General features: G+C 60.0%; 21 protein-coding genes. 3 read left to right on the plus strand and 18 right to left on the minus strand.

All coding sequences use genetic code 11. The features are described from left to right. Positions 1-85 precede the first annotated feature (85 nt). The 14 genes from nuoF to J5M73_RS21095 all read right to left on the minus strand — a co-directional run bounded on the left by nuoF (position 86) and on the right by J5M73_RS21095 (position 16076). A complete protein-coding gene (gene nuoF / locus J5M73_RS21030) occupies positions 86-1441 on the minus strand; it encodes an NADH-quinone oxidoreductase subunit NuoF (protein ID WP_102864718.1) in 1356 nt (451 codons plus the stop codon). Further along, entirely contained in the window at positions 1438-1935 is a 498-nt protein-coding gene (gene nuoE, locus J5M73_RS21035) for an NADH-quinone oxidoreductase subunit NuoE (protein ID WP_011062188.1), read from the minus strand. Before nuoE ends, nuoF begins: the two co-directional genes overlap by 4 nt. Before the next feature lie 2 nt (positions 1936-1937). Continuing rightward, positions 1938-3719 carry an NADH-quinone oxidoreductase subunit C/D gene (gene nuoC, locus J5M73_RS21040; RefSeq protein ID WP_102864719.1) on the minus strand — a complete coding sequence of 594 codons (1782 nt, stop codon included), beginning with the start codon at positions 3717-3719 and terminating at the stop codon, positions 1938-1940. A gap of 70 nt (positions 3720-3789) precedes the next feature. Then, a complete protein-coding gene (locus J5M73_RS21045) occupies positions 3790-4464 on the minus strand; it encodes an NADH-quinone oxidoreductase subunit B (protein WP_011062186.1) in 675 nt (224 codons plus the stop codon). Positions 4465-4474: 10 nt separating this feature from the next. After that, positions 4475-4888 (minus strand): NADH-quinone oxidoreductase subunit A, encoded by a 414-nt coding sequence (locus J5M73_RS21050; protein WP_011062185.1) that lies wholly within the window; start codon positions 4886-4888, stop codon positions 4475-4477. Positions 4889-5491: 603 nt separating this feature from the next. Further along, the gene (gene aceA / locus J5M73_RS21055; RefSeq protein ID WP_025126589.1) at positions 5492-6817 is read right to left on the minus strand and encodes an isocitrate lyase; all 1326 of its coding nucleotides are present in this window, start codon (positions 6815-6817) and stop codon (positions 5492-5494) included. A gap of 513 nt (positions 6818-7330) precedes the next feature. Then, positions 7331-8086 (minus strand): secretin N-terminal domain-containing protein, encoded by a 756-nt coding sequence (locus J5M73_RS21060; protein WP_102864720.1) that lies wholly within the window; start codon positions 8084-8086, stop codon positions 7331-7333. Positions 8087-8262: 176 nt separating this feature from the next. Continuing rightward, on the minus strand, positions 8263-8685 hold the full coding sequence (locus J5M73_RS21065; RefSeq protein ID WP_102864721.1) for a GNAT family N-acetyltransferase: 423 nt from the start codon (positions 8683-8685) through the stop codon (positions 8263-8265). Then, positions 8678-9844 carry a cupin domain-containing protein gene (locus J5M73_RS21070; protein WP_102864722.1) on the minus strand — a complete coding sequence of 389 codons (1167 nt, stop codon included), beginning with the start codon at positions 9842-9844 and terminating at the stop codon, positions 8678-8680. Before J5M73_RS21070 ends, J5M73_RS21065 begins: the two co-directional genes overlap by 8 nt. 83 nt (positions 9845-9927) lie before the next feature. Further along, complete coding sequence (gene purB / locus J5M73_RS21075) at positions 9928-11298, minus strand: adenylosuccinate lyase (protein WP_102864723.1); 1371 nt, start codon at positions 11296-11298, stop codon at positions 9928-9930. A 119-nt stretch (positions 11299-11417) separates the two neighbouring features. Next, the gene (gene hflD, locus J5M73_RS21080) at positions 11418-12041 is read right to left on the minus strand and encodes a high frequency lysogenization protein HflD (protein ID WP_025126594.1); all 624 of its coding nucleotides are present in this window, start codon (positions 12039-12041) and stop codon (positions 11418-11420) included. Then, positions 12038-13171, minus strand: coding sequence for a tRNA 2-thiouridine(34) synthase MnmA (gene mnmA, locus J5M73_RS21085; protein WP_102864724.1), 1134 nt, complete (start codon positions 13169-13171; stop codon positions 12038-12040). Before mnmA ends, hflD begins: the two co-directional genes overlap by 4 nt. 71 nt (positions 13172-13242) lie before the next feature. Continuing rightward, positions 13243-13689 (minus strand): NUDIX hydrolase, encoded by a 447-nt coding sequence (locus tag J5M73_RS21090; protein WP_102864725.1) that lies wholly within the window; start codon positions 13687-13689, stop codon positions 13243-13245. A 161-nt stretch (positions 13690-13850) separates the two neighbouring features. Then, a complete protein-coding gene (locus J5M73_RS21095; RefSeq protein ID WP_102864726.1) occupies positions 13851-16076 on the minus strand; it encodes an NADP-dependent isocitrate dehydrogenase in 2226 nt (741 codons plus the stop codon). A 505-nt stretch (positions 16077-16581) separates the two neighbouring features. Here J5M73_RS21095 and icd point away from each other — a divergent pair. After that, on the plus strand, positions 16582-17838 hold the full coding sequence (gene icd, locus J5M73_RS21100) for an NADP-dependent isocitrate dehydrogenase (protein WP_102864727.1): 1257 nt from the start codon (positions 16582-16584) through the stop codon (positions 17836-17838). 79 nt (positions 17839-17917) lie between these two features. On the opposite strand, the gene cspD is transcribed toward icd, so the two are convergent. Then, positions 17918-18175: a cold shock domain-containing protein CspD gene (gene cspD / locus J5M73_RS21105; protein ID WP_102864728.1), complete on the minus strand. Its 258-nt coding sequence runs from the start codon at positions 18173-18175 to the stop codon at positions 17918-17920. Between the two features lie 224 nt (positions 18176-18399). On the opposite strand from cspD, the gene clpS reads away from it, so the two are divergent. Both clpS and clpA read left to right on the plus strand, forming a co-directional pair. Continuing rightward, the gene (gene clpS / locus J5M73_RS21110; RefSeq protein WP_011062173.1) at positions 18400-18762 is read left to right on the plus strand and encodes an ATP-dependent Clp protease adapter ClpS; all 363 of its coding nucleotides are present in this window, start codon (positions 18400-18402) and stop codon (positions 18760-18762) included. Positions 18763-18791: 29 nt separating this feature from the next. Continuing rightward, entirely contained in the window at positions 18792-21062 is a 2271-nt protein-coding gene (clpA, locus tag J5M73_RS21115) for an ATP-dependent Clp protease ATP-binding subunit ClpA (RefSeq protein WP_102864729.1), read from the plus strand. A gap of 125 nt (positions 21063-21187) precedes the next feature. Here the strand turns inward: clpA and infA are convergent, their stop codons facing one another. The 3 genes from infA to aat all read right to left on the minus strand — a co-directional run bounded on the left by infA (position 21188) and on the right by aat (position 22953). Beyond that, a complete protein-coding gene (infA, locus tag J5M73_RS21120; RefSeq protein WP_002553999.1) occupies positions 21188-21406 on the minus strand; it encodes a translation initiation factor IF-1 in 219 nt (72 codons plus the stop codon). A 100-nt stretch (positions 21407-21506) separates the two neighbouring features. Then, positions 21507-22214, minus strand: a complete 708-nt coding sequence (locus J5M73_RS21125) for an arginyltransferase (RefSeq protein WP_102864730.1) — start codon at positions 22212-22214, stop codon at positions 21507-21509. Positions 22215-22272: 58 nt separating this feature from the next. Next, positions 22273-22953: a leucyl/phenylalanyl-tRNA--protein transferase gene (gene aat, locus J5M73_RS21130; RefSeq protein ID WP_102864731.1), complete on the minus strand. Its 681-nt coding sequence runs from the start codon at positions 22951-22953 to the stop codon at positions 22273-22275. Between the last annotated feature and the right edge of the window lie 38 nt (positions 22954-22991).

Here is a 22991-nt window from a genome sequence, read left to right on the forward strand (position 1 = left end):
TGTTATGCGTGCGAATCAACACAGCCGTTCACGGCGTCATCGCACGTCGAGCGCAGGGCACGGACCCTGCGCCCTCATCTAAGCGTTACGCGCCGACTACGATCGGTCGGGCCAGAGGCGGGACGGCGGCGCTGGTGGGCGCGATGCCAGCTTCGAACTCTGGACGGAAATACTTGATGGCACTGCCCAACGGCTCCACGGCACCCGGTGCGTGAGCACAGAAGGTCTTGCCTGGGCCGAGGAACCCCACCAGACCCAGCAGGGTCTCGATGTCGCCTTGCTGGCCCTGGCCGTTCTCCAGAGCCATCAGCAGTTTGACGCTCCATGGCAGGCCATCACGGCAAGGGGTGCAGAAACCGCAGGATTCACGGGCGAAGAACTGCTCCATGTTGCGCAACAGCGACACCATGTTGATGCTGTCGTCCACCGCCATGGCCAGGCCGGTACCCATGCGGGTGCCCACTTTGGCGATGCCGCCGGCATACATTTGCGCATCCAGGTGTTCTGGCAACAGGAAGCCGGTACCGGCGCCGCCGGGCTGCCAGCACTTGAGCTTGAAGCCGTCGCGCATGCCGCCGGCGTAGTCTTCGAACAGCTCGCGTGCGGTCACGCCGAAGGGCAGCTCCCACAGGCCAGGGTTCTTCACTTTGCCGGAGAAGCCCATCAGCTTGGTGCCGTGGTCTTCGCTGCCTTCGCGGGCCAGGGATTTGTACCACTCCACGCCGTCGCCGATGATCGCCGGCACGTTGCACAGGGTCTCGACGTTGTTCACGCACGTCGGCTTGCCCCACACGCCTACGGCAGCAGGGAAGGGCGGCTTGGAGCGTGGGTTGGCGCGACGGCCTTCCAGGGAGTTGATCAGTGCGGTTTCTTCACCGCAGATGTAACGCCCGGCGCCGGTGTGGACGAACAGCTCGAAATCGAAACCGCTGCCCAGGATGTTCTTGCCCAACAGGCCTGCGGCCTTGGCTTCTTCCACGGCACGCCGCAGGTGCTTGGCGGCGGTGGTGTATTCGCCGCGCAGGAAAATGTAGCCGCGGTAGGTCTTCAGTGCACGGGCACTGATCAGCATGCCTTCGATCAGCAGATGGGGCAGTTGCTCCATCAGCATGCGGTCCTTCCAGGTGTTGGGTTCCATTTCGTCCGCGTTGCACAGCAGGTAGCGGATGTTCATGGACTCGTCTTTGGGCATCAGGCCCCACTTCACGCCAGTGGGGAAGCCCGCACCGCCGCGACCCTTGAGGCCGGCATCCTTGACGGTCTGGACGATGTCGTCCTGGGACAGGTCGGCGAAAGCCTTGCGCGCCGCCGCGTAACCGTTCTTGGCCTGGTACTCGTCGAACCATACCGGCTCGCCGTCGTCACGCAGACGCCAGGTCAGGGGGTGGGTTTCTGCTGTACGCGCAATGCGGTTCGCAGGGCCGAAAGAGGTCAGGGTCATACGTAGCCCTCCAACAGTTTGGCCACGCCAGCAGGCTGTACGTCGCCGAAAGTGTCGTCGTCGATCATCAGCGCCGGGGCCTTGTCGCAGTTGCCCAGGCAGCACACCGGCAGCAGGGTGAAGCGGCCGTCGGCGGTGGTCTGGCCGAGGCCGATGCCCAGCTCGCTCTGGATCTGGCTGACCACGGACTCGTGGCCGCCGATGTAGCAGACCATGCTGTCGCAGACGCGAATGATGTGGCGGCCCACTGGCTGACGGAAGATCTGGCTGTAGAACGTCGCCACGCCTTCAACGTCGCTGGCGGGGATGCCAAGGATCTCGCCGATGGCGTAGACCGCGCCGTCCGGCACCCAGCCACGTTCCTTCTGGACGATCTTCAGGGCTTCGATCGACGCCGCGCGCGGGTCTTCGTAGTGATGCATCTCGTGCTCGATGGCCGAGCGCTCGGTTTCGCTCAGGGCGAAACGGTCTGTCTGGATAAGCGTGCTGTTCATGCTTAGCGGTCCACGTCGGCCATAACGAAGTCGATACTACCCAGGTACGCGATCAAGTCCGCGACCATGCTGCCGCGGATCACCGAAGGGATCTGCTGCAGGTGGGCGAAGCTTGGGGTGCGAATCCGGGTGCGGTAGCTCATGGTGCCGCCATCGCTCGTCAGGTAATAACTGTTGATGCCCTTGGTCGCTTCGATCATCTGGAAGGATTCGTTGGCCGGCATCACCGGGCCCCACGAAACCTGCAGGAAGTGCGTGATCAAGGTTTCGATGTGCTGCAGGGTGCGCTCTTTCGGCGGCGGCGTGGTCAGCGGGTGATCCGCCTTATACGGGCCTTCCGGCATGTTGCGCAGGCACTGGTCGATGATCTTGATGCTCTGGCGCATCTCCTCGACGCGAACCATGCAGCGGTCGTAGGCGTCACCGTTGGCCGCCAGTGGAACTTCGAACTCGAAGTTCTCGTAGCCGGAGTACGGACGGGCCTTGCGCAGGTCGAAATCGCAGCCGGTGGAACGCAGGCCGGCACCGGTGACGCCCCATTCCAGGGCTTCCTTGGTGTTGTAGGCGGCAACGCCGATGGTCCGACCCTTGAGGATGCTGTTCTGCAGGGCGGCCTTGGTGTACTCGTCGAGGCGCTTGGGCAGCCATTCGACGAAGTCCTTGACCAGCTTTTCCCAGCCGCGGGGCAGGTCGTGGGCGACGCCGCCGATGCGGTACCAGGCCGGGTGCAGACGGAAGCCGGTGATGGCTTCGATCACGGTGTAGGCACGCTGACGGTCGGTGAAGGTGAAGAACACCGGGGTCATGGCACCGACGTCCTGGATGTAGGTACCCAGGAACAGCAGGTGGCTGGTGATGCGGAAGAACTCGGCCATCATGATGCGGATGACGTCGACCTTCTCCGGTACCTTGATGCCGGCCAGCTTCTCGACCGAGAGCACGTACGGCAGGTTGTTCATCACCCCGCCGAGGTAGTCGATACGGTCGGTGTAAGGGATGAAGCTGTGCCAGGACTGACGCTCGGCCATTTTCTCAGCACCACGGTGGTGGTAGCCGATGTCTGGAACGCAGTCGACGATCTCTTCACCGTCCAGCTGCAGGATGATGCGGAACGCACCGTGGGCCGATGGGTGGTTCGGGCCCAGGTTGAGGAACATATAGTCCTCGTTGGCACCGGAACGCTTCATGCCCCAGTCTTCTGGACGGAAGCGTGCGGCTTCTTCTTCCAACTGCTGCTTGGCCAGGGTCAGGCTGAACGGGTCGAACTCGGTGGCGCGGGCCGGGAAGTCCTTGCGCAGCGGGTGACCTTCCCAGGTCGGCGGCATCATGATCCGCGAAAGGTGAGGGTGGCCGGCAAAGTCGATGCCGAACATGTCCCAGACTTCACGCTCGTACCAGTTGGCATTGGGCCAGATACCGGTCACGGTCGGCAGGCTGAGGTCGCCTTCGGACAGGGCCACCTTGATCATCACGTCGCTGTTACGTTCGATCGACAGCAAGTGGTAGAACACGCTGAAATCGGCACTCGGCAGGCCTTGACGCTTGGTGCGCAGGCGCTCGTCCACGCCATGCAGGTCATAGAGCATGACGTACGGCTTGGGCAGGTTGCGCAGGAAGGTCAGGATTTCAACGAGTTTGGAGCGGGTAACCCACAGCACCGGCATGCCGGTGCGGGTGGCCTGGGCGGTGAACGCCTCAGGGCCAAAACGGTTATTGAGTTCGACGACCACATCCTGGTCGTCAGCCTTATAAGGCGGGATGTACAGAGCACTGCCTGTAGTCATGGTTTTTTATCGCTTTCGGTCAACGTAAAGAGTGAAGCCAGTGTCGTTTCTTTGTCAGAACAGATCTGGATCAGACTTCGTCAGGGCTGCGCAGGTTGGTGACCTGAATACGCTGTTCGCGGCGCTGCTCCTTTTGCGACGGCATCTCGGCGCGATATACGCCTTGATCACCGACGACCCAGGACAGTGGGCGACGCTCCTGGCCAATGGATTCTTGCAACAGCATCAAGCCTTGCAGGAATGCTTCGGGGCGGGGCGGGCAGCCAGGTACGTAGACGTCCACGGGCAGGAACTTGTCCACCCCCTGAACTACGGAGTAGATGTCGTACATGCCACCGGAGTTGGCGCACGAACCCATGGAGATAACCCATTTAGGCTCGAGCATTTGCTCATAGAGACGCTGGATGATCGGCGCCATCTTGATGAAGCAGGTGCCGGCAATAACCATGAAATCCGCCTGACGCGGCGATGCCCGGATAACCTCGGCGCCAAAGCGCGCGATGTCGTGGGGCGCCGTGAAGGCAGTGGTCATTTCCACGTAGCAGCAGGACAGACCGAAGTTGTACGGCCACAGGGAGTTCTTACGCCCCCAGTTGACCGCGCCGCTCAGCACGTCTTCCAGCTTGCCCATGAAGATGTTTTTGTGGACCTGATCCTCTAACGGATCGGAAACGGTTTCCCGTTCGCCGATCGGGTACTGATCGTTAGGAGCATCGGGGTCGATCCTGGTGAGATTGTATTGCATCGCCAAAGCCTCATTGTTTTAGCTTCGCCTGCCGCTTACGACGACCTTCCGGAGCCCAGTCAAGAGCCCCCACTCGCCAAAGGTAGACAAGACCTGCCAACAGAATTGCTATGAAAACGAGAGCTTCGACGAATCCGGTCCAGCCGCTTTCGCGGACGGACACAGACCAGGCAAAGAGAAAGAGGGCTTCGATATCGAAGATCACGAAGAGCATCGCGACCAGATAGAATTTGGCTGAGAGCCGCAAGCGGGCGCCACCGGTAGGTAGCATGCCGGACTCGAACGGTTCGTTTTTGCTGCGGCCCCAGGCTTTTGACCCGAGGAGGCTGGAGACGCCGAGCATGAAGGCACAAAGGCCGACAACACCCAGAAGGAAAATGGCAAAGCCCCAGTTGTGGGCCATGAGTCCTGTCGCTTCGGGCATGCTGGTAATCCTTAACAGAGAGCAAGAGTCTCTGAGCTTGATAAAGAAATAAAGCAGTGACGATATGTCGCAGCGCAATCAATCGCGCTGATTTTATGGCTAAACACCGGGCAAGTAAAATTTCTAAAGCGAAATTGTTTATCGTAATAAGGACATAGCTCACCTCTGTAGCCCCGTAAGCCGCGGCCTGTGGGCATTAGGGGAGGTTTTGTTAATTATGTTTTGTTGCTGCTGCAACGAAAGTTATAGCAGCTAAATGATAATCAATATTGTTTAGGTGTTGTTTTAATCTGCTTTCCTTCGGGGAGTGGGAAAGTTGCTTGTTATATCCCTGTTACTGCAAGTAGCAGGGGCGCACCTTTTAACCTGTTTCGCTCTGGGTAACACCGCTCTGGATCAATGTTTGGCGAGCTTTCTTGCAGGGGCCGGGCACCTTGAGGTTTTTAAGGGGGGCCGCAGGGGAGCGGTTCGCCGGCAAGCTGGCTGTTGCAGGTTTGGCGGGCAAAAAAACGCCCCGAACCAGTCGGGGCGTCAGTTGTACAGCAATGCAGTTGTTTTTACCGGGCCTGCATTGGCCGCTCGATCAAGGCGCGAGGCCTGGAATCAATGGAACTGCTCTTCTTCGGTGGAACCGGTCAGAGCGGTTACCGAGGACGAACCACCCTGGATCACGGTAGTCATGTCGTCGAAGTAGCCGGTGCCCACTTCCTGCTGGTGAGCCACGAAGGTGTAGCCTTTGGCGGCGTCAGCGAATTCCTGCTCTTGCAGCTTCACGTAGGCAGTCATGTCGTTGCGGGCGTAGTCGTGCGCCAGGTTGAACATGCTGTGCCACATGTTGTGGATACCGGCCAGGGTGATGAACTGGTGCTTGTAACCCATGGCGGACAGTTCGCGCTGGAACTTGGCGATGGTCGCGTCGTCCAGGTTTTTCTTCCAGTTGAAGGAAGGCGAGCAGTTGTACGACAGGATTTGGTCCGGGTATTCCTTCTTGATCGCTTCGGCGAAACGACGAGCTTCGTCCAGGTCCGGCTTGGCGGTTTCGCACCAGATCAGGTCGGCGTACGGAGCGTAAGCCAGGCCGCGGGCGATCGCTTGATCCAGGCCGGCTTTCACTTTGTAGAAGCCTTCCTGGGTGCGGGTGCCGGTCACGAACGGCTGGTCGTACGGGTCGCAGTCCGAAGTCAGCAGGTCAGCAGCGTTGGCATCGGTACGGGCCAGGATGATGGTCGGTACACCGGCAACGTCTGCCGCCAGGCGGGCAGCGGTCAGCTTCTGTACGGCTTCCTGGGTTGGAACCAGCACCTTGCCGCCCATGTGGCCGCACTTCTTCACGGAAGCCAGTTGGTCTTCGAAGTGAACGCCGGCGGCGCCCGCTTCGATCATGCTCTTCATCAGCTCGTAGGCGTTCAGCACGCCGCCGAAACCGGCTTCAGCGTCGGCCACGATTGGCGCGAAGTAGTCGATGTAGCCGTCGTCGCCCGGGTTCTTGCCTGCTTTCCACTGGATCTGGTCGGCACGACGGAACGAGTTGTTGATGCGCTTGACCACGGTCGGAACCGAATCCACCGGGTACAGCGACTGGTCGGGGTACATGGATTCGGCGGAGTTGTTGTCCGCAGCCACTTGCCAGCCGGACAGGTAGATTGCCTGGATGCCGGCTTTGACCTGTTGAACAGCCTGGCCACCGGTCAGGGCGCCCATGCAGTTGACGAAATCTTTCTCAGGACGGAAGGACGGCTTGGCACCTTGGGTGACCAGGTTCCAGAGCTTCTCGGCGCCCATGCGTGCCAGGGTGTGCTCGGGTTGGACCGAACCACGCAGACGGACCACGTCGGCAGCGGAATAAGTGCGAGTCACGCCTTTCCAGCGCGGGTTTTCAGCCCAGTCTTTTTCAAGGGCTGCAATTTGCTGTTCGCGTGTCAGTGCCATGGAGATAAACCTCGTCGCGTCTTGTGTAAAAAGTCGTTCTTGGTTGGAGAATTCCGGCTCCGCCGATCACGCGTCGTAACGTTGCGTGGAAGGCTGCTCGCTGACCAGGAAGCTTAGGCGGTCCAGTCGGGTCTGGCGGGATGGCGACGGGTGAACGATGGGCTCGAGGGGAGAGTGAGCAGGTGAAGGCGAGCTGCGGTGCGCATGCGGGCGTCGTGGGCCTTGGTGCGTTCCATCAGTGTGTTGCCGATCGACCTAAATACGCTTCCGTCCCTCGGGACAACTTCGTTCCAGTCGCAATCTCGTCAAACACACCTTGTGGGCAGTACAGACACGAATCGGCTCAGGTGGGTAGGTTAGAGCGGCGATCCGAAGGCCCTTGCCAGGGCCCCTGATTAGCGGGAGCGAGGCCATCATGCCCGCGGTTTTTTGGCTCGTCAAATGTTTTGTAGTGCTTTTTTTATGGCACTACATCTTTGGTCTAATACGACTAATCAGTCAGTTTTTGGTGCTTTAGTCCAAGGCGTCGACCTTGACGCGCAAGGTCATGTCATCCCGTCCTTGAGTCGAGTAGCTGCGGCCCAGGGCCTGCTTGTCGGCCTGGGTCTGGCGATTGACCCCGGCCAGAGTAATCCACTCGCCGAGGCGCCCACTGACAGTTGTGTCGGTACTTTGCACGTTCACTACATCAGGGCGTTCCTGGCTCATACGGTCGCGGTTGGTGCTGATACTCAGGTGCACGGTCTCGCCGGTGACGCTGGCTGTCACGTAGAAGCCCTGGGTGACGTTGCGGTATTGGGTCTGGTTTTGCAGGCGACCGTAGGGATCGGTCTGGGTGGTGGTCAGGGGTACGCTCTGGCCAACCTGGATCAGCGCCGGCACGCCTTCGCTGGCCTGGACCTGTTGGATGCCGCCATCGCGGCTCTCGGTGCTGCGATTGATGATGCGCGTTTGCGGTGCACCATTGACCGAATAACCCTGGTTGTCCTGGAAGTTGTTCTCGTTGGTGTCGACGGTGATCAGCAGGCGCTTGGCCGCGGTATCCAGTTGCGCAATGAAGGCCCGCAGTTCGGCGATCTTGCCCGGCTCGGCGTTGACGATCAGTTGGTTGCCATAGGCGCTGACCTTGCCGTCCTTGCCCAGAAAATTCTGCGCCACCGGCAGCAGGTCGGCGCTGGTGCGGTTGTTGAGGGGCACGATCTCGGTGGCGGCCATGACCGAGCAGCTGAAGGTCAGCAGCAGCGTCGTGAGCAAGGTGCGTAGGGACATATCCGTTATCTCCGCGAGTAGCTGGCGTAAAGCCTTGAGTTTGACACTTTGTCGGCTTTGGGTGGGGCAAGTTGAATCCTAGACGGCAAAACGCCCCGGCATCCTGGTCTTGCGCCTGGTGGGCGCAAGGGGATGGCGGGGCGTTCGCTCTGGCCATTGCCGCTGGGGCTTGTCGGTCAGGCGCCGCGAACCATGTCGACGTGGGGGATTCCCGCTTCGAGGAACTCCTCGCTGACAATCGAGAAGCCCAAGCGCTCGTAGAATGGTGTGGCCTGGACCTGGGCGCTGAGCATCTGTTGCTTCAGGCCGCGCTTCTCGGCTTCGTCGATCACTGCACGCATCAGCGCATCGCCGACCTTGAGGCCGCGCCAGTCCTTGAGTACCGAGACCCGGCCGACATGGCCGTCCGGCAGCAGGCGCGCGGTACCGATAGGGAAATCACCCTCGCAGGCCAGAAAGTGCACCGCGCTGTCGTCGTCGGCGTCCCACTCCAGTTCGGGCGGAACCGATTGCTCGGCAATGAACACTGCTTCACGAATGCGCCGGATCTCGGCGTTATCCTTTTGCCAGTCTGCGACACGTACGTGAATCTTATTCATCGGCAAACCCCAGGCTCCCTTGCTTGACCAGTTCACACAGCAGGCCGCGCCCATCTTCATCCGCCAGCCAAGGGCCGAGGTTGTCGATATGCAGGGCGTCGGCGGCGCAAATCATTTTCAGCAGCTCGCGCAGTTTACCGGGAAGCAGGCGACTTTGGCCGCTGGCGAACAGCAGCAGGTCTTCATCGACCTCCGACCAGGCCAGGCGTGCGCTTGGATTGCGGATCAGGATCGCGCCCTGTTCCAGGCTGCCCAGCAGGTCGTCCTCTTCCAGTTCCGGGCCGACCACCAGTTCCGGGTAGCGTGGCTCGGTCATGAACTGGCCGAACCAGGTCAGCAGCAGGCGCTCGTCGCTCATGTGCTCGGCCAGCAGGCCCTTGAGGCGATCGAGGGCGTCCTGCTGGATCTGGTGCGGGTCGCTGGCCGGCTGCACGTCGGCGTCGGTGTAGCGCTCTTCGTCCGGCAGGAACTGGCCGAGGAAGTCGGTGAAGTGAGTCAGCACTTCAGCGGCGCTCGGGGCGCGGAAGCCCACCGAGTAGGTCATGCAGTCGTTCAGCGCGACGCCGTAGTGGGCCAGGCGTGGGGGCAGGTAGAGCATATCGCCCGGCTCCAGGACCCAGCTTTCGGTCTCTTCGAATTCGGCGAGGATGCGCAGGTCCGCGTGCTGCAGCAGCGGGCTCTCGGAGTCGCACATCTGGCCGATCTTCCAGTTGCGCTTGCCGTGGCCTTGCAGCAGGAACACGTCGTAGTTGTCAAAGTGCGGGCCGACGTTACCGCCCGGTGCGGCGAAGCTGATCATCACGTCATCGATGCGCCAGCTCGGCAGGAAGCGGAAGTGCTCCAGCAGCTCGGCGACTTCCGGGACGAACTGGTCAACGGCCTGGACCAGCAGGGTCCAGTCGCGCTCTGGCAGCTTGCTGAACTCGTCTTCGGCGAACGGGCCGCGGCGCAGTTCCCATGGACGTTCGCCTTTCTCGATCACCAGGCGCGATTCGACTTCTTCTTCCAGGGCCAGGCCGGCCAGTTCGTCAGGTTCGATCGGGCTTTCGAAGTCAGGCAGGGCCTGACGGATCAGCAGGGGCTTCTTCTGCCAGTAGTCACGCAGAAATTCCCGTGCAGTGATGCCGCCCAGAAGTTGAAGTGGAATGTCAGGATTCATTTGTAACCTATTGAAAAAGTTTACTTTTCTAGCAGGAATAAAAACGCCCGGCGCGGCCGGGCGTCAAAAGGTCGAGCAGTCGGTCAGATGCGCTTGGCCTGGGCCGCGGCATTGCCGATGTAACTGGCCGGGGTGAGCTGCTTCAGCTCGGCCTTGGCCGCGGCCGGCATGTCCAGCCCGTCGATGAAAGTCTGCAGCGCTTCAGGGCTGATACCCTTGCCGCGGGTCAGTTCCTTGAGCTTTTCGTACGGATTTTCGATGTTGTAGCGACGCATCACGGTCTGAATCGGCTCGGCCAGGACTTCCCAGCAAGCGTCCAGGTCTTCGGCGATCCTCGAAGCGTTGAGCTCCAGTTTGCTGATGCCTTTTAGGCTGGCTTCGTAGGCGATCACGCTGTGAGCGAAGCCCACGCCCAGGTTGCGCAGGACGGTGGAGTCGGTCAGGTCGCGCTGCCAGCGTGAGATCGGCAGCTTGCTCGCCAGGTGCTGGAACAGGGCGTTGGCGATCCCCAGGTTGCCTTCGGAGTTTTCGAAGTCGATCGGGTTGACCTTGTGCGGCATGGTCGAGGAACCGATTTCGCCGGCAATGGTGCGTTGCTTGAAGTAGCCCAGGGAGATGTAGCCCCAGATATCGCGATCGAAGTCGATCAGGATGGTGTTGAAGCGGGCGATGGCATCGAACAGCTCGGCAATGTAGTCGTGCGGCTCGATCTGCGTGGTGTAGGGGTTGAAGGCCAGACCCAGCTCGTCTTCGATGAAGGCGCGGGCATTGGCTTCCCAGTCGATGTCCGGATAGGCCGACAGGTGGGCGTTGTAGTTGCCCACGGCGCCGTTGATCTTGCCCAGCAGTGGTACGGCGGCGACTTGAGCGATCTGGCGCTCCAGACGGTACACGACGTTGGCCAGTTCCTTGCCCAGGGTGGTCGGCGAGGCCGGCTGACCGTGGGTGCGCGACAGCATCGGCACTTCGGCGAAACGGATCGCCAGTTCGCGGATGGCGTTGGCGGTCTGGCGCATCAGCGGCAGCATCACGTCATCACGGCCTTCGCGCAGCATCAGGGCGTGGGACAGGTTGTTGATGTCCTCGCTGGTGCAGGCGAAGTGGATGAATTCACTGACGTTGGCCAGCTCAGGCAGCTTGGCGGCTTGTTCCTTGAGCAGGTACTCGATGGCCTTGACGTCGTGGTTGGTGGTGCGCTCGATCTCTTTGACGCGCTCGGCGTGCTCCAGGGAGAAGTTCTCTGCCAGGGCATTGAGGACGGCGTTGGCTTCGGCGGAGAACGCCGGCACTTCGCTGATGGCGCTGTGGGCGGCCAGGCGCTGGAGCCAGCGCACTTCAACGAGGACGCGAGCACGGATCAGGCCGTATTCGCTGAAAATGGGGCGCAGGGCCTGGGTTTTGCCGGCGTAGCGGCCGTCAACAGGGGAAACCGCAGTGAGCGAAGAGAGCTGCATGGGGTGTTCTCGGACAGTCGGGCAACGAAATGGGGCGCGTATCATACATGAAAATATCCGCAGGTCCGTTGCCAACTGACCAGCGTCTTACGCGCAGCTCTTGAAAAATCAGGCGCAGCTCAGCTGCTGCGCATCAATGGATAAAGCTCTTTGAGCAATTTGCGCCGGCTGATCACCAGTTGCCAGCGATGGCCGCCCAACTGGCGCCACAGGCGTGCGGAACGAATGCCGGCCAGCAGCAGGGCGCGAATTTTCGAGGCATTGCTCGGTTGCTGCAGGTTGCGCATGTCGCCATGTACCTGAATGCGCTGGCGTAGGGTGCTCAGGGTGTCCTGGTACAGCCCGCCGCACGCGGCAATGACGTTTTCGTGGGCCGGGCCGAAGTGTTCGACCTGGGACTGGATCTGCGGCAGGCGCTTGCCGATGGTTTCCAGCAGGTCTTCGCGCTTGGCCAGCTGACGTTCCAGGCCAAGCATCGACAAGGCGTAGCGCAGCGGCTCGCGTTGCAGAGTGCTGGGGTCGCGCTCCAGCGCGCCGATCAGGGCGCGGTAGCCCTCGCGCAGGTTGATGTCGTCGCCGCCATAGACTTCCAGGGTGTCCTTCGGATCACGGATCAGCAGGCTGCCGAGCATGCAGCTCAAGGCAGCTTCGCTGACCTGGCCGGTCTTGGCGATGCGGTCCACCAGCACCGCTGCGAGGAATACCCCACCCAGCGCCGTCAGTTGCTCCTGAATCGGGCTCATGGACGGACGTCCTTGCTGCTCCAGGGTTCGGCGACTTCGATGACGCCGCCGCCAAGGCAGATTTCACCGTCGTAGAACACCACGGACTGGCCGGGGGTTACGGCGCGCTGCGGGTCGTCGAAGGTGGCGCGGTAGCCGTTGGCGGTCTTTTCCAGGGTGCAGGGCTGGTCGCTCTGGCGGTAGCGCACCTTGGCGGTCAGGCGCCGTGGCTGGCTCAGGTCGATAGGGTTGACCCAATAGATGTCGGAAGCCAGCAGGGCGCGAGAGAACAGCCATGGGTGATCGTTGCCCTGGCCAACGATCAACTCGTTGTGCTCCAGGTCCTTGATCAACACGTACCACGGCTCTTCGCCGGCGTCTTTCAGGCCGCCGATGCCCAGGCCCTGGCGTTGGCCGATGGTGTGGTACATCAGGCCGTGATGGCGGCCGATGACTTCACCTTCGGTGGTCTTGATCTCGCCGGGCTGGGCCGGCAGGTATTGCTTGAGGAAGTCGCTGAAGCGCCGCTCACCGATAAAGCAGATGCCGGTGGAGTCTTTCTTCTTTGCCGTGGCCAGGTCGTGTTTCTCGGCGATGGCGCGTACTTCGGGTTTTTCCAGCTCGCCCACCGGGAACAGGGTCTTGGCGATCTGCTCGCCGCCAACGGCGTGCAGGAAGTAGCTCTGGTCCTTGTTCGGGTCCAGGCCCTTGAGCAGTTCGGTGCGGCCGTCGATGTCGCGACGGCGCACATAGTGGCCGGTGGCGATCAGGTCGGCGCCGAGCATCATGGCGTAGTCGAGGAACGCCTTGAACTTGATTTCGCGGTTGCAGAGGATGTCCGGGTTCGGCGTGCGACCGGCCTTGTATTCGGCCAGGAAGTGCTCGAACACGTTGTCCCAGTACTCGGCGGCGAAGTTGGCGGTGTGCAGCTTGATGCCAAGCTTGTCGCACACGGCCTGGGCGTCCGCCAGGTCGTCCATGGCAGTGCAGTACTCGGTTCCGTCGTCTTCCTCCCAGTTCTTCATGAACAGGCCTTCCACCTGGTATCCCTGCTCCATCAGCAGGAGGGCGGAAACGGAAGAATCCACGCCGCCGGACATGCCGACAATGACGCGCTTCTTTTGGGTGTCAGAAGGGGCTGGATCACGCATAGGAATTCAATGGGTGTCTTGAAAAAGGACGCGATTCTAACAGGCTGAGGCCTGCAAGGCTAAAACTGCGGTTAAAGCATTGGTCGGATCAGCGCCAGGCTGTGCAGTTGGCCGTCCAGGTAATCGTCCAGGCACTGCAGGATCAGCTCGCTGCGCCAGTTGGCCCGTTGCTCCAGCAGTTGCTCGCGGCTCATCCAGCGTGGGCCGATGATGCCGTCATCCAGCTGATAGTCCGGACGGTGGCGCAGTGGCTTGGCGGCGAAGCACACGCGCTGGTAGGTCACGCCGTTGCTGGGGGCGGTGTACAGGTAGATGCCGACCACGCCGGTCAACTCCACGTCCCAGCCGGTTTCCTCCAGGGTTTCGCGGATGGCCGCCTGGAGCAGGCTTTCATTGGCATCCAGGTGTCCGGCAGGCTGATTGAGCACGGCCTGTTCGCCCGAGTATTCCTCGACGAACAGGAAGTGGCCCTGGTCTTCGACGATGGTGGCGACAGTGATATGGGGTTGCCATTCCATAAGGGCACTCCTTTATAAGAGGCGGGCATTTTAGGCGGCGGCTTGTCGGCGAAGCGAGCGCCGCATGTCCGGCGTGGAGGCGTTCGCCGACAAGCCGGCTGCTTGTGGGCCCAGAAGCACAAACCCCGGCGCGGGGCCGGGGTTTGTGTGTTCGCTTCTGCTTACACCAGCGCAGCGATGGCCGCGTTGAGGGTGGCGCTCGGGCGCATGGCCTGGCTCACCAGCTCAGGGTTGGCGCTGTAGTAGCCACCGATGTCCACAGGCTTGCCCTGTACGGCGTTGAGCTCGGCGACGATGGTCGCTTCGTTCTCGGTCAGGGTCTTGGCCAGGGTGCTGAACTGCGCTTGCAGGGCAGCATCCTCGGTCTGGGCGGCCAGGGCTTGTGCCCAGTACAGCGCCAGGTAGAAGTGGCTGCCGCGGTTGTCGATGTTGCCGACTTTGCGCGATGGCGACTTGTTGTTGTCGAGGAACTGACCGGTAGCCTGGTCCAGGGTCTTGGCCAGTACCAGGGCTTTCGGGTTGTTGTAGGTGTTGCCCAGGTGCTCGAGGGAAGCGGCCAGGGCCAGGAACTCACCCAGGGAATCCCAGCGCAGGAAGTTCTCTTCCAGCAGCTGTTGCACGTGCTTCGGGGCCGAACCGCCGGCGCCGGTTTCGAACAGGCCGCCACCGTTCATCAGTGGCACGATCGACAGCATCTTGGCGCTGGTGCCCAGTTCCATGATCGGGAACAGGTCGGTCAGGTAGTCGCGCAGTACGTTGCCGGTCACCGAGATGGTGTCCTTGCCGTCGCGGGTGCGGGCCAGGGTGAACTTCATGGCTTCAACCGGGGACATGATGCGGATGTCCAGGTCGCTGGTGTCGTGATCTTTCAGGTAGGCCTGAACTTTTTCGATCATCACGCCGTCGTGGGCGCGCATCGGGTCCAGCCAGAAGATCGCTGGGGTGCTGCTGGCGCGAGCACGGTTGACGGCCAGCTTGACCCAGTCCTGGATCGGCGCGTCTTTGGTCTGACACATGCGGAAGATGTCGCCGGCTTCGACTTTCTGCTCCAGCAGCAGCTTGCCTTGGCTGTCGGTCACGCGAACCACGCCATCAGCCTTGATTTCGAAGGTCTTGTCGTGGGAGCCGTACTCTTCGGCTTTTTTCGCCATCAGGCCAACGTTCGGCACGCTGCCCATGGTGGTCGGATCGAACGCGCCATTGGCTTTGCAGTCTTCGATCACGGCCTGGTAGATGGTGGCGTAGCAACGGTCCGGGATCACTGCCTTGGTGTCGTGCAGTTGGCCGTCGGTGCCCCACATCTTGCCGGAGTCACGGATCATCGCCGGCATCGAGGCGTCGACGATCACGTCGCTCGGCACGTGCAGGTTGGTGATGCCTTTATCGGAGTTGACCATGGCCAGGGCTGGGCGGGCTGCATAGACGGCCTGGATGTCGGCTTCGATCGCGGCTTGCTGATCGGCCGGCAGGGCCTTGATGCGGGCGTACAGGTCGCCGATGCCGTTGTTCAGGTTGAAGCCGATTTCTTGCAGGACGGCGGCGTGCTTGCTCAGGGCGTCCTGATAGAACTCGGCAACGATCTGGCCGAACATGATTGGGTCGGAGACTTTCATCATGGTGGCTTTGAGGTGCACCGACAGCAGTACGCCTTGTTTCTTGGCGTCTTCGATTTCGGCGGCGATGAAGGCGCGCAGGGCCTTTTTGCTCATCACGGCGCAGTCGAGGATCTCACCGGCTTGCACGGTGGTTTTTTCTTTCAGGACGGTGGCGGTACCGTCTTGGGCGATCAGTTCGATCTTGACGCTGTCTGCGGCTTCGATCAGGGCGGCTTTTTCGCTGCCGTAGAAGTCGCCGTTGCTCATGTGGGCAACGTGGGACTTGGAGTCCTTGGCCCAGGCGCCCATCTTGTGCGGGTGCTTGCGCGCGTAGTTCTTCACCGACAGCGGAGCGCGGCGGTCGGAGTTGCCTTCACGCAGAACCGGGTTCACGGCGCTGCCCTTGACCTTGTCGTAACGCGCCTTGGCGTCTTTGTCGGCGTCGCAGGTCACGGTTTCCGGGTAGTCCGGCAGGGCATAGCCCTGGGCCTGCAGTTCCTTGATCGCGGCTTGCAGTTGCGGTACCGAGGCGCTGATGTTCGGCAGCTTGATGATGTTGGCTTCCGGGGTAACGGCCAGTTCGCCCAGTTCGGCAAGGTGGTCCGGTACCGCTTTGGCACCCAACTGCTCAGGGAAGCTGGCGAGGATGCGGCCGGCCAGGGAGATGTCGCGGGTTTCCACGGCGATATCAGCCGAAGCGGTGAAGGCTTCTACGATAGGCAGCAGGGAATAGGTGGCGAGGGCCGGGGCTTCGTCGGTGAAGGTGTAGATGATCTTCGAGCGGGTGGGCATATTCGGATTAACTCTCTTCTTTGCTAAAGCGTGCGCAGAAACTCGAGGTGCGCCGGGTAAGCGCTTTCGTTCAAAGGTCATCCATGAGCCGAATGTCGAGGTTTCTTCGCGGTGATGTTGGGTGCATCAGTCGAGCGTCAAGCGGGTGGGCTGCGGTAACAACCCGGCTTTGGGCGGCCATTCTCGGCTTGTTTTTTTCGGTAGCAGAGCGTTCGGCCGTCGTGACTCTGTGGTCAGCGGCGGCATTATACATAGGTAGCTAGCAAAACGCCGATGCTTCATAGGAGCCCGTTCTCGTCCATTGGTCTAAAGGTCGCAGGCGGGGGGTAGGCGTAGAGTCGCTCGAGGTGCTCGATTTTGGCACTTTTCCCTTTGCTTTCAGGCTTGTAGGCCGCGAACTGTGCAGCTTTCACGGCATATGGGTGGAACATGAGGTTCCCGTCCAGATTCAACTGGGTTACGCTCGAACGCAGCCAGATGTTCAATCCACACAACGGAGTTCAGCATGGGATACAAGAAGATTCAGGTTCCAGCAGTCGGCGACAAAATCACCGTCAACGCAGACCATTCTCTCAATGTTCCTAACAACCCGATTATTCCTTTCATCGAAGGCGACGGTATTGGTGTTGATATCAGCCCGGTCATGATCAAGGTTGTCGATGCTGCGGTTAAGAAGGCTTACGGCGGCGAACGCAAGATTTCCTGGATGGAAGTGTATGCCGGGGAAAAAGCGACTCAAGTGTACGACCAGGATACCTGGCTGCCTCAGGAAACCCTGGACGCGGTGAAGGACTACGTGGTTTCCATCAAGGGCCCGCTGACCACTCCGGTCGGTGGTGGCATCCGTTCCCTGAACGTGGCCCTGCGTCAACAGTTGGACCTGTATGTATGCCTGCGCCCGGTGCGCTGGTTCGAAGGCGTGCCTAGCCCGGTGAAAAAGCCTGGCGATGTGGACATGACCATCTTCCGTGAAAACTCCGAAGACATTTACGCCGGTATCGAATGGAAGGCCGGTACGGCAGAAGCCACCAAGGTCATCAAGTTCCTTAAAGAAGAAATGGGCGTCACCAAGATCCGTTTCGACGAAAACTGCGGTATCGGCGTCAAGCCGGTTTCCCTGCAGGGCACCAAGCGTCTGGCGCGCAAGGCGCTGCAGTATGTAGTGGATAACGACCGCGACTCGCTGACCATCGTCCACAAAGGCAACATCATGAAGTTCACCGAAGGTGCCTTCAAAGAGTGGGCCTATGAAGTGGCGGCTGAAGAGTTCGGCGCAACCCTGCTGGACGGCGGTCCTTGGATGCAGTTCAAGAACCCGAAAACCGGCAAGAACGTCATCGTCAAGGATGCTATCGCCGACGCCATGCTCCAGCAGATCCTGCTGCGCCCGGCCGAATACGATGTGATCGCCACCCTCAACCTCAACGGTGACTACCTGTCCGACGCCCTGGCGGCGGAAGTGGGTGGTATCGGTATCGCTCCGGGTGCCAACCTTTCTGACACCGTGGCCATGTTCGAAGCGACCCACGGCACCGCGCCCAAGTATGCCGGCAAGGACCAGGTCAATCCGGGCTCGCTGATTCTCTCCGCGGAGATGATGCTGCGCCACATGGGCTGGACCGAAGCGGCCGACCTGATCATCAAGGGCACCAACGGCGCCATCTCGGCCAAGACCGTGACTTATGACTTCGAGCGTCTGATGGAGGGAGCGACCCTGCTGTCTTCGTCGGCATTCGGTGATGCACTGATCTCGCACATGTAAGCGAATTTGGGCTGAAAGCAAACCGGCCGACTCAATCCCTTGAGTCGGCCGGTTTTTTTATGACTGGATGTTGGATGAATCAGCTCAGGGCGCTTTCGGTCTGGACCTCGGCGGTGACGATTTCGCCGGGTACCTTCAAGGCGCTGATTTTGATTGCATGCAGCCCCTTGGGGCCTTGGATGATCTCGAAGCTCACTGCCTGCCCGGCTTTCAAGGTCTTGTAGCCATCCATATCGATGGCCGAGTAATGGGCAAACAGATCGTCAGTCTTGCCCTCCTCATTAATAAAGCCATAACCCTTGGCATTGTTGAACCACTTGACCTTACCGCTAGCCATACTCATATCCCTCTGCAACAGACTCCATCACTGGAGTATCATCCAGTTCATCCGCCGCCAAACTTGGTAAAAAGGTTGACGCCGCGGACGTTTATTACCCAATGTGGGCCCTATTGGTTGTAACACCGTTTTGCCGATAGTCAAGGTGACCCGGCGGTCGGAGTTGAATTCCGTCCAGGGCGCCCCCACCACTGTATTTGCACAACTGACGAACCTTTCTTTCCATGCATGCAATCAGCCAGATTCGACTAACATTCAATCAGGATCGCCCGGACTTGCACGACGACGATTCCGCTGGCTTGGCTGTACAGGAAGCTAAGCCTGCGTTACAGGCGCCGCCGATGTACAAGGTGGTTTTGTTCAACGATGACTACACCCCGATGGATTTCGTCGTCGAAGTGCTCGAGATGTTTTTTAACCTGAATCGCGAGCTGGCGACCAAGGTCATGCTGGCCGTCCATACCGAAGGGCGGGCAGTGTGTGGATTGTTTACCCGCGACATCGCCGAGACCAAGGCCATGCAGGTCAACCAGTACGCCCGGGAAAGCCAGCATCCGCTACTCTGTGAAATCGAGAAGGACGGTTAACGCCGACCACTTGGGTATGAGGTGAAGCTATGTTAAACCGCGAGCTCGAAGTCACCCTCAATCTCGCCTTCAAGGAGGCCCGTTCGAAGCGTCATGAATTCATGACCGTCGAGCACCTTCTGTTGGCTCTTTTGGATAATGAGGCCGCCGCCACCGTTTTACGTGCCTGCGGAGCAAACCTCGACAAACTCAAGCACGACCTGCAGGAGTTCATCGACTCCACCACGCCGCTGATTCCTGTGCACGACGAGGATCGCGAGACTCAGCCAACCCTGGGTTTCCAGCGTGTGCTGCAACGTGCTGTCTTTCATGTACAGAGCTCGGGCAAGCGTGAAGTCACCGGCGCCAATGTGCTGGTGGCAATCTTCAGTGAGCAAGAGAGTCAGGCAGTCTTCCTGCTGAAACAGCAGAGCGTTGCCCGTATCGATGTGGTCAATTACATCGCCCATGGCATTTCCAAGGTGCCTGGGCATGGTGATCATTCTGAAGGTGAACAGGATATGCAGGACGAAGAGGGTGGTGAGTCGTCTTCTTCGGGCAATCCTCTGGATGCCTATGCCAGCAACCTCAACGAATTGGCCCGTCAAGGGCGGATTGATCCGTTGGTGGGTCGCGAGCAGGAGGTGGAGCGCGTTGCTCAGATCCTCGCTCGTCGACGCAAAAACAATCCGTTGTTGGTGGGTGAGGCGGGTGTGGGCAAGACCGCCATTGCCGAAGGCTTGGCCAAGCGCATTGTCGACAATCAGGTTCCAGATCTGCTGGCCAATAGCGTTGTCTACTCCCTGGATCTCGGGGCGTTGCTGGCGGGTACCAAATACCGTGGCGATTTCGAGAAGCGCTTCAAGGCGTTGCTGGGCGAATTGAAGAAGCGTCCCCAGGCAATTCTGTTCATTGACGAGATCCATACCATTATCGGTGCCGGTGCGGCCTCCGGTGGGGTAATGGATGCCTCGAATCTGCTCAAGCCGCTGCTGTCCTCGGGTGATATCCGTTGCATCGGTTCGACCACCTTCCAGGAATTCCGTGGGATCTTCGAGAAGGACCGGGCCCTGGCTCGGCGCTTCCAGAAGGTCGATGTGTCCGAGCCTTCGGTCGAGGACACCATTGGCATCCTGCGCGGTCTCAAAGGTCGCTTCGAGCAGCATCACAGCATCGAATACAGTGATGAAGCCCTGCGTGCCGCGGCTGAACTGGCCTCGCGCTACATCAATGACCGGCATATGCCGGACAAGGCCATCGACGTCATCGATGAGGCGGGGGCCTACCAGCGTCTGCAGCCGGCCGAGAAGCGCGTGAAGCGCATCGAGGTGGCTCAGGTCGAGGATATCGTGGCGAAAATTGCCCGTATTCCGCCAAAACATGTCACCAGTTCCGATAAAGAGCTGCTGCGCAACCTTGAACGCGATCTCAAGTTGACGGTGTTTGGCCAGGATGCGGCGATTGATTCGCTGTCTACCGCCATCAAGTTGTCCCGTGCGGGCCTTAAGTCTCCGGACAAACCGGTGGGTTCGTTCCTGTTCGCCGGTCCTACCGGTGTCGGCAAGACCGAAGCGGCCCGGCAGTTGGCCAAGGCCATGGGTATCGAACTGGTGCGCTTCGACATGTCCGAGTACATGGAGCGGCACACCGTATCGCGCTTGATTGGTGCGCCTCCCGGCTACGTCGGTTTCGACCAGGGTGGCTTGCTGACCGAAGCGATCACCAAGCAGCCGCATTGCGTATTGCTGCTCGATGAAATCGAGAAGGCGCATCCGGAAGTCTTCAACCTGCTGCTGCAGGTGATGGATCACGGCACCCTGACCGACAACAACGGGCGCAAGGCGGATTTCCGCAATGTGATCGTCATCATGACCACCAACGCCGGTGCTGAAACCGCGGCGCGAGCCTCTATCGGCTTCACTCATCAGGATCACTCTTCCGATGCCATGGAAGTGATCAAGAAGAGCTTTACGCCAGAGTTCCGCAACCGTCTGGACACCATTATCCAGTTCGGTCGCCTGAGCCACGAAGTGATCAAGAGCGTGGTGGACAAGTTCCTTACCGAGCTTCAAGCGCAGTTGGAAGACAAGCGCGTACAGTTGGAAGTGACCGATGCCGCTCGCAGCTGGCTGGCCGCCGGTGGTTACGACGTGGCCATGGGTGCACGCCCGATGGCGCGTTTGATCCAGGACAAGATCAAACGTCCCCTGGCCGAGGAGATCCTGTTTGGCGAATTGTCCGATCATGGCGGTGTGGTACACATCGACATCAAGGATGGCGAGTTGACCTTCGATTTCGAGACCACGGCGGAAATGGCTTGATGGCCGCGTAACGCAGCAGTACCGCCAAAGGCACCGGAGGGTGCCTTTGTGCTATCTGGGGTTTGCCGGTTTATTCGAGACGAACAAAAACGCCCGGCATAACCGGGCGTCTTGTATTGACTTGCTTAGCGAGCGCGGTAAGTGATGCGCCCTTTGCTCAAGTCATAGGGCGTCAGCTCGACGCGCACTTTGTCACCGGTAAGAATACGAATGTAGTTCTTGCGCATCTTGCCGGAAATATGCGCGGTTACGACGTGCCCATTTTCCAACTCCACACGAAACATGGTGTTGGGCAGGGTGTCGACGACAGTGCCTTCCATTTCGAAGCTGTCTTCTTTCGACATGCAGTAAAGCCCTCGGTGTCCAATGAATGGCCCGGTGCAACTGCGCCAGGCAAAAGCGGCGTGCATTGTGCCCGAAAAGTGGGGTTTAAGCCAAGACCTTCTAGTTGAGGATCACCCATCTCTGGTTAACCAGCAGCTCTATGGGGCGATATTGGGTCTTGTAGTTCATCTTTTTGCAGTTTTTGATCCAGTAGCCGAGGTACACCGCGTCCAGTCCCAGGCGCAGGGTTTCGCCGATTTGCCAGAGGATCGCGTAGCGCCCCAGGCTGCGGCGCTCTTCATCGGGTTCATAGAAGGTGTAGACCGCCGAAAGCCCGTTGGGCAATAGATCGGTAACGGCCACTGCCAGCAGGCGCCCCTCCAGGCGGAACTCGTAGAAGCGGGAAAACGGCAGGTCACGCACCAGGAAGGTCGAGAATTGGTCGCGGCTGGGGGGGAACATGTCGCCGTCGGCGTGGCGTTGCTCGATGTAGCGTTGGTAAAGGTCGAAGTACTCTTCGCTGAAGCCAGGTTTGGCCGCTTGTACGCTCAGGTCGCTGTTGCGTTTGAGAATGCGTTTTTGCTGACGATTGGGTAGGAACTGCGCCACTGGAATGCGCGCCGGGACGCAAGCGTTGCAGTTTTGGCAGTGGGGGCGGTACAGGTGATCGCCGCTGCGACGAAACCCCATTTCCGACAGATCTGCGTAGACATGCACGTCCATGGGCTGGCTGGGATCGAGGAACAAGGTGGTGGCCTGTTCGTCGGGCAGGTAGCTGCAAGAATGGGGTTGAGTGGCATAAAACTTCAGGCGCGCCAACTCGGTCATGAGTCAACCCTCGGAATAAGCTTTGAAATTAAGTGTAAGCCACAGCCGTCAAACCCGCCTAGGAAACCCATGTGGCGCGGCTCGGCTGATCCAGGTGACGCGCGAGGTAGTCGGCGAACTCAGGTCGGGAAATGGAGCGCGCACCCAGGCTGTGCAGATGCTCGGTAGGCATCTGGCAGTCGATCAATACAAATCCCCACTCCTTCAGCTGCTGTACCAGAGTGGCGAATCCGAATTTCGAGGCGTTGTCGGCACGGCTGAACATCGATTCGCCAAAAAACAGTTGGCCCATGGCCAGGCCGTACAGCCCTCCCACCAACGTGCCTTGATCCCAGACTTCCACCGAATGGGCATAACCGCGCTTATGCAATTGCAAATAGGCCTGTTGCATCGCCTCGCTGATCCAGGTGCCGTCGGCATAAGCCCGAGGTGCTGCGCAGGCACTGATGACCGCAGCGAAGTCCTGGTCGAATGTCACTTGATAGCGCTGTTTGCGCAACAGCTTGCCCAGGCTGCGGGAGACATGCAGCTCGTCCGGCAGTAGCACGGTGCGTGGGTCGGGGGACCACCAGAGGATCGGTTGCCCCTCGGAAAACCAAGGGAAGCAGCCGTGACGATAGGCCTGAATCAGGCGATCGGCGGACAGATCACCGCCCGCAGCCAGCAGCCCGTTGGGCTCGCGCATGGCCTTTTCCAATGGGGGGAAATCAAGCTTGTTGCGTTGTAACCAGGTCAGCATGGCATCCAGACTTACGGCAGGGGAGGGCGGTGGCGGGC

Source organism: Pseudomonas sp. 50_B (genome assembly GCF_017491625.1).
Lineage (GTDB): Bacteria > Pseudomonadota > Gammaproteobacteria > Pseudomonadales > Pseudomonadaceae > Aquipseudomonas > Aquipseudomonas danubii.

Excerpts from the sequence above, each read along its gene's own strand:
- nuoF (WP_102864718.1), bottom strand. The coding sequence starts at position 1,441 with ATGACCCTGACCTCTTTCGGCCCTGCGAACCGCATTGCGCGTACAGCA.
- nuoE (WP_011062188.1), bottom strand. The coding sequence starts at position 1,935 with ATGAACAGCACGCTTATCCAGACAGACCGTTTCGCCCTGAGCGAAACC.
- nuoC (WP_102864719.1), bottom strand. The coding sequence starts at position 3,719 with ATGACTACAGGCAGTGCTCTGTACATCCCGCCTTATAAGGCTGACGAC.
- J5M73_RS21045 (WP_011062186.1), bottom strand. The coding sequence starts at position 4,464 with ATGCAATACAATCTCACCAGGATCGACCCCGATGCTCCTAACGATCAG.
- J5M73_RS21050 (WP_011062185.1), bottom strand. The coding sequence starts at position 4,888 with ATGCCCGAAGCGACAGGACTCATGGCCCACAACTGGGGCTTTGCCATT.
- aceA (WP_025126589.1), bottom strand. The coding sequence starts at position 6,817 with ATGGCACTGACACGCGAACAGCAAATTGCAGCCCTTGAAAAAGACTGG.
- J5M73_RS21060 (WP_102864720.1), bottom strand. The coding sequence starts at position 8,086 with ATGTCCCTACGCACCTTGCTCACGACGCTGCTGCTGACCTTCAGCTGC.
- J5M73_RS21065 (WP_102864721.1), bottom strand. The coding sequence starts at position 8,685 with ATGAATAAGATTCACGTACGTGTCGCAGACTGGCAAAAGGATAACGCC.
- J5M73_RS21070 (WP_102864722.1), bottom strand. The coding sequence starts at position 9,844 with ATGAATCCTGACATTCCACTTCAACTTCTGGGCGGCATCACTGCACGG.
- purB (WP_102864723.1), bottom strand. The coding sequence starts at position 11,298 with ATGCAGCTCTCTTCGCTCACTGCGGTTTCCCCTGTTGACGGCCGCTAC.
- hflD (WP_025126594.1), bottom strand. The coding sequence starts at position 12,041 with ATGAGCCCGATTCAGGAGCAACTGACGGCGCTGGGTGGGGTATTCCTC.
- mnmA (WP_102864724.1), bottom strand. The coding sequence starts at position 13,171 with ATGCGTGATCCAGCCCCTTCTGACACCCAAAAGAAGCGCGTCATTGTC.
- J5M73_RS21090 (WP_102864725.1), bottom strand. The coding sequence starts at position 13,689 with ATGGAATGGCAACCCCATATCACTGTCGCCACCATCGTCGAAGACCAG.
- J5M73_RS21095 (WP_102864726.1), bottom strand. The coding sequence starts at position 16,076 with ATGCCCACCCGCTCGAAGATCATCTACACCTTCACCGACGAAGCCCCG.
- icd (WP_102864727.1), top strand. The coding sequence starts at position 16,582 with ATGGGATACAAGAAGATTCAGGTTCCAGCAGTCGGCGACAAAATCACC.
- cspD (WP_102864728.1), bottom strand. The coding sequence starts at position 18,175 with ATGGCTAGCGGTAAGGTCAAGTGGTTCAACAATGCCAAGGGTTATGGC.
- clpS (WP_011062173.1), top strand. The coding sequence starts at position 18,400 with ATGCATGCAATCAGCCAGATTCGACTAACATTCAATCAGGATCGCCCG.
- clpA (WP_102864729.1), top strand. The coding sequence starts at position 18,792 with ATGTTAAACCGCGAGCTCGAAGTCACCCTCAATCTCGCCTTCAAGGAG.
- infA (WP_002553999.1), bottom strand. The coding sequence starts at position 21,406 with ATGTCGAAAGAAGACAGCTTCGAAATGGAAGGCACTGTCGTCGACACC.
- J5M73_RS21125 (WP_102864730.1), bottom strand. The coding sequence starts at position 22,214 with ATGACCGAGTTGGCGCGCCTGAAGTTTTATGCCACTCAACCCCATTCT.
- aat (WP_102864731.1), bottom strand. The coding sequence starts at position 22,953 with ATGCTGACCTGGTTACAACGCAACAAGCTTGATTTCCCCCCATTGGAA.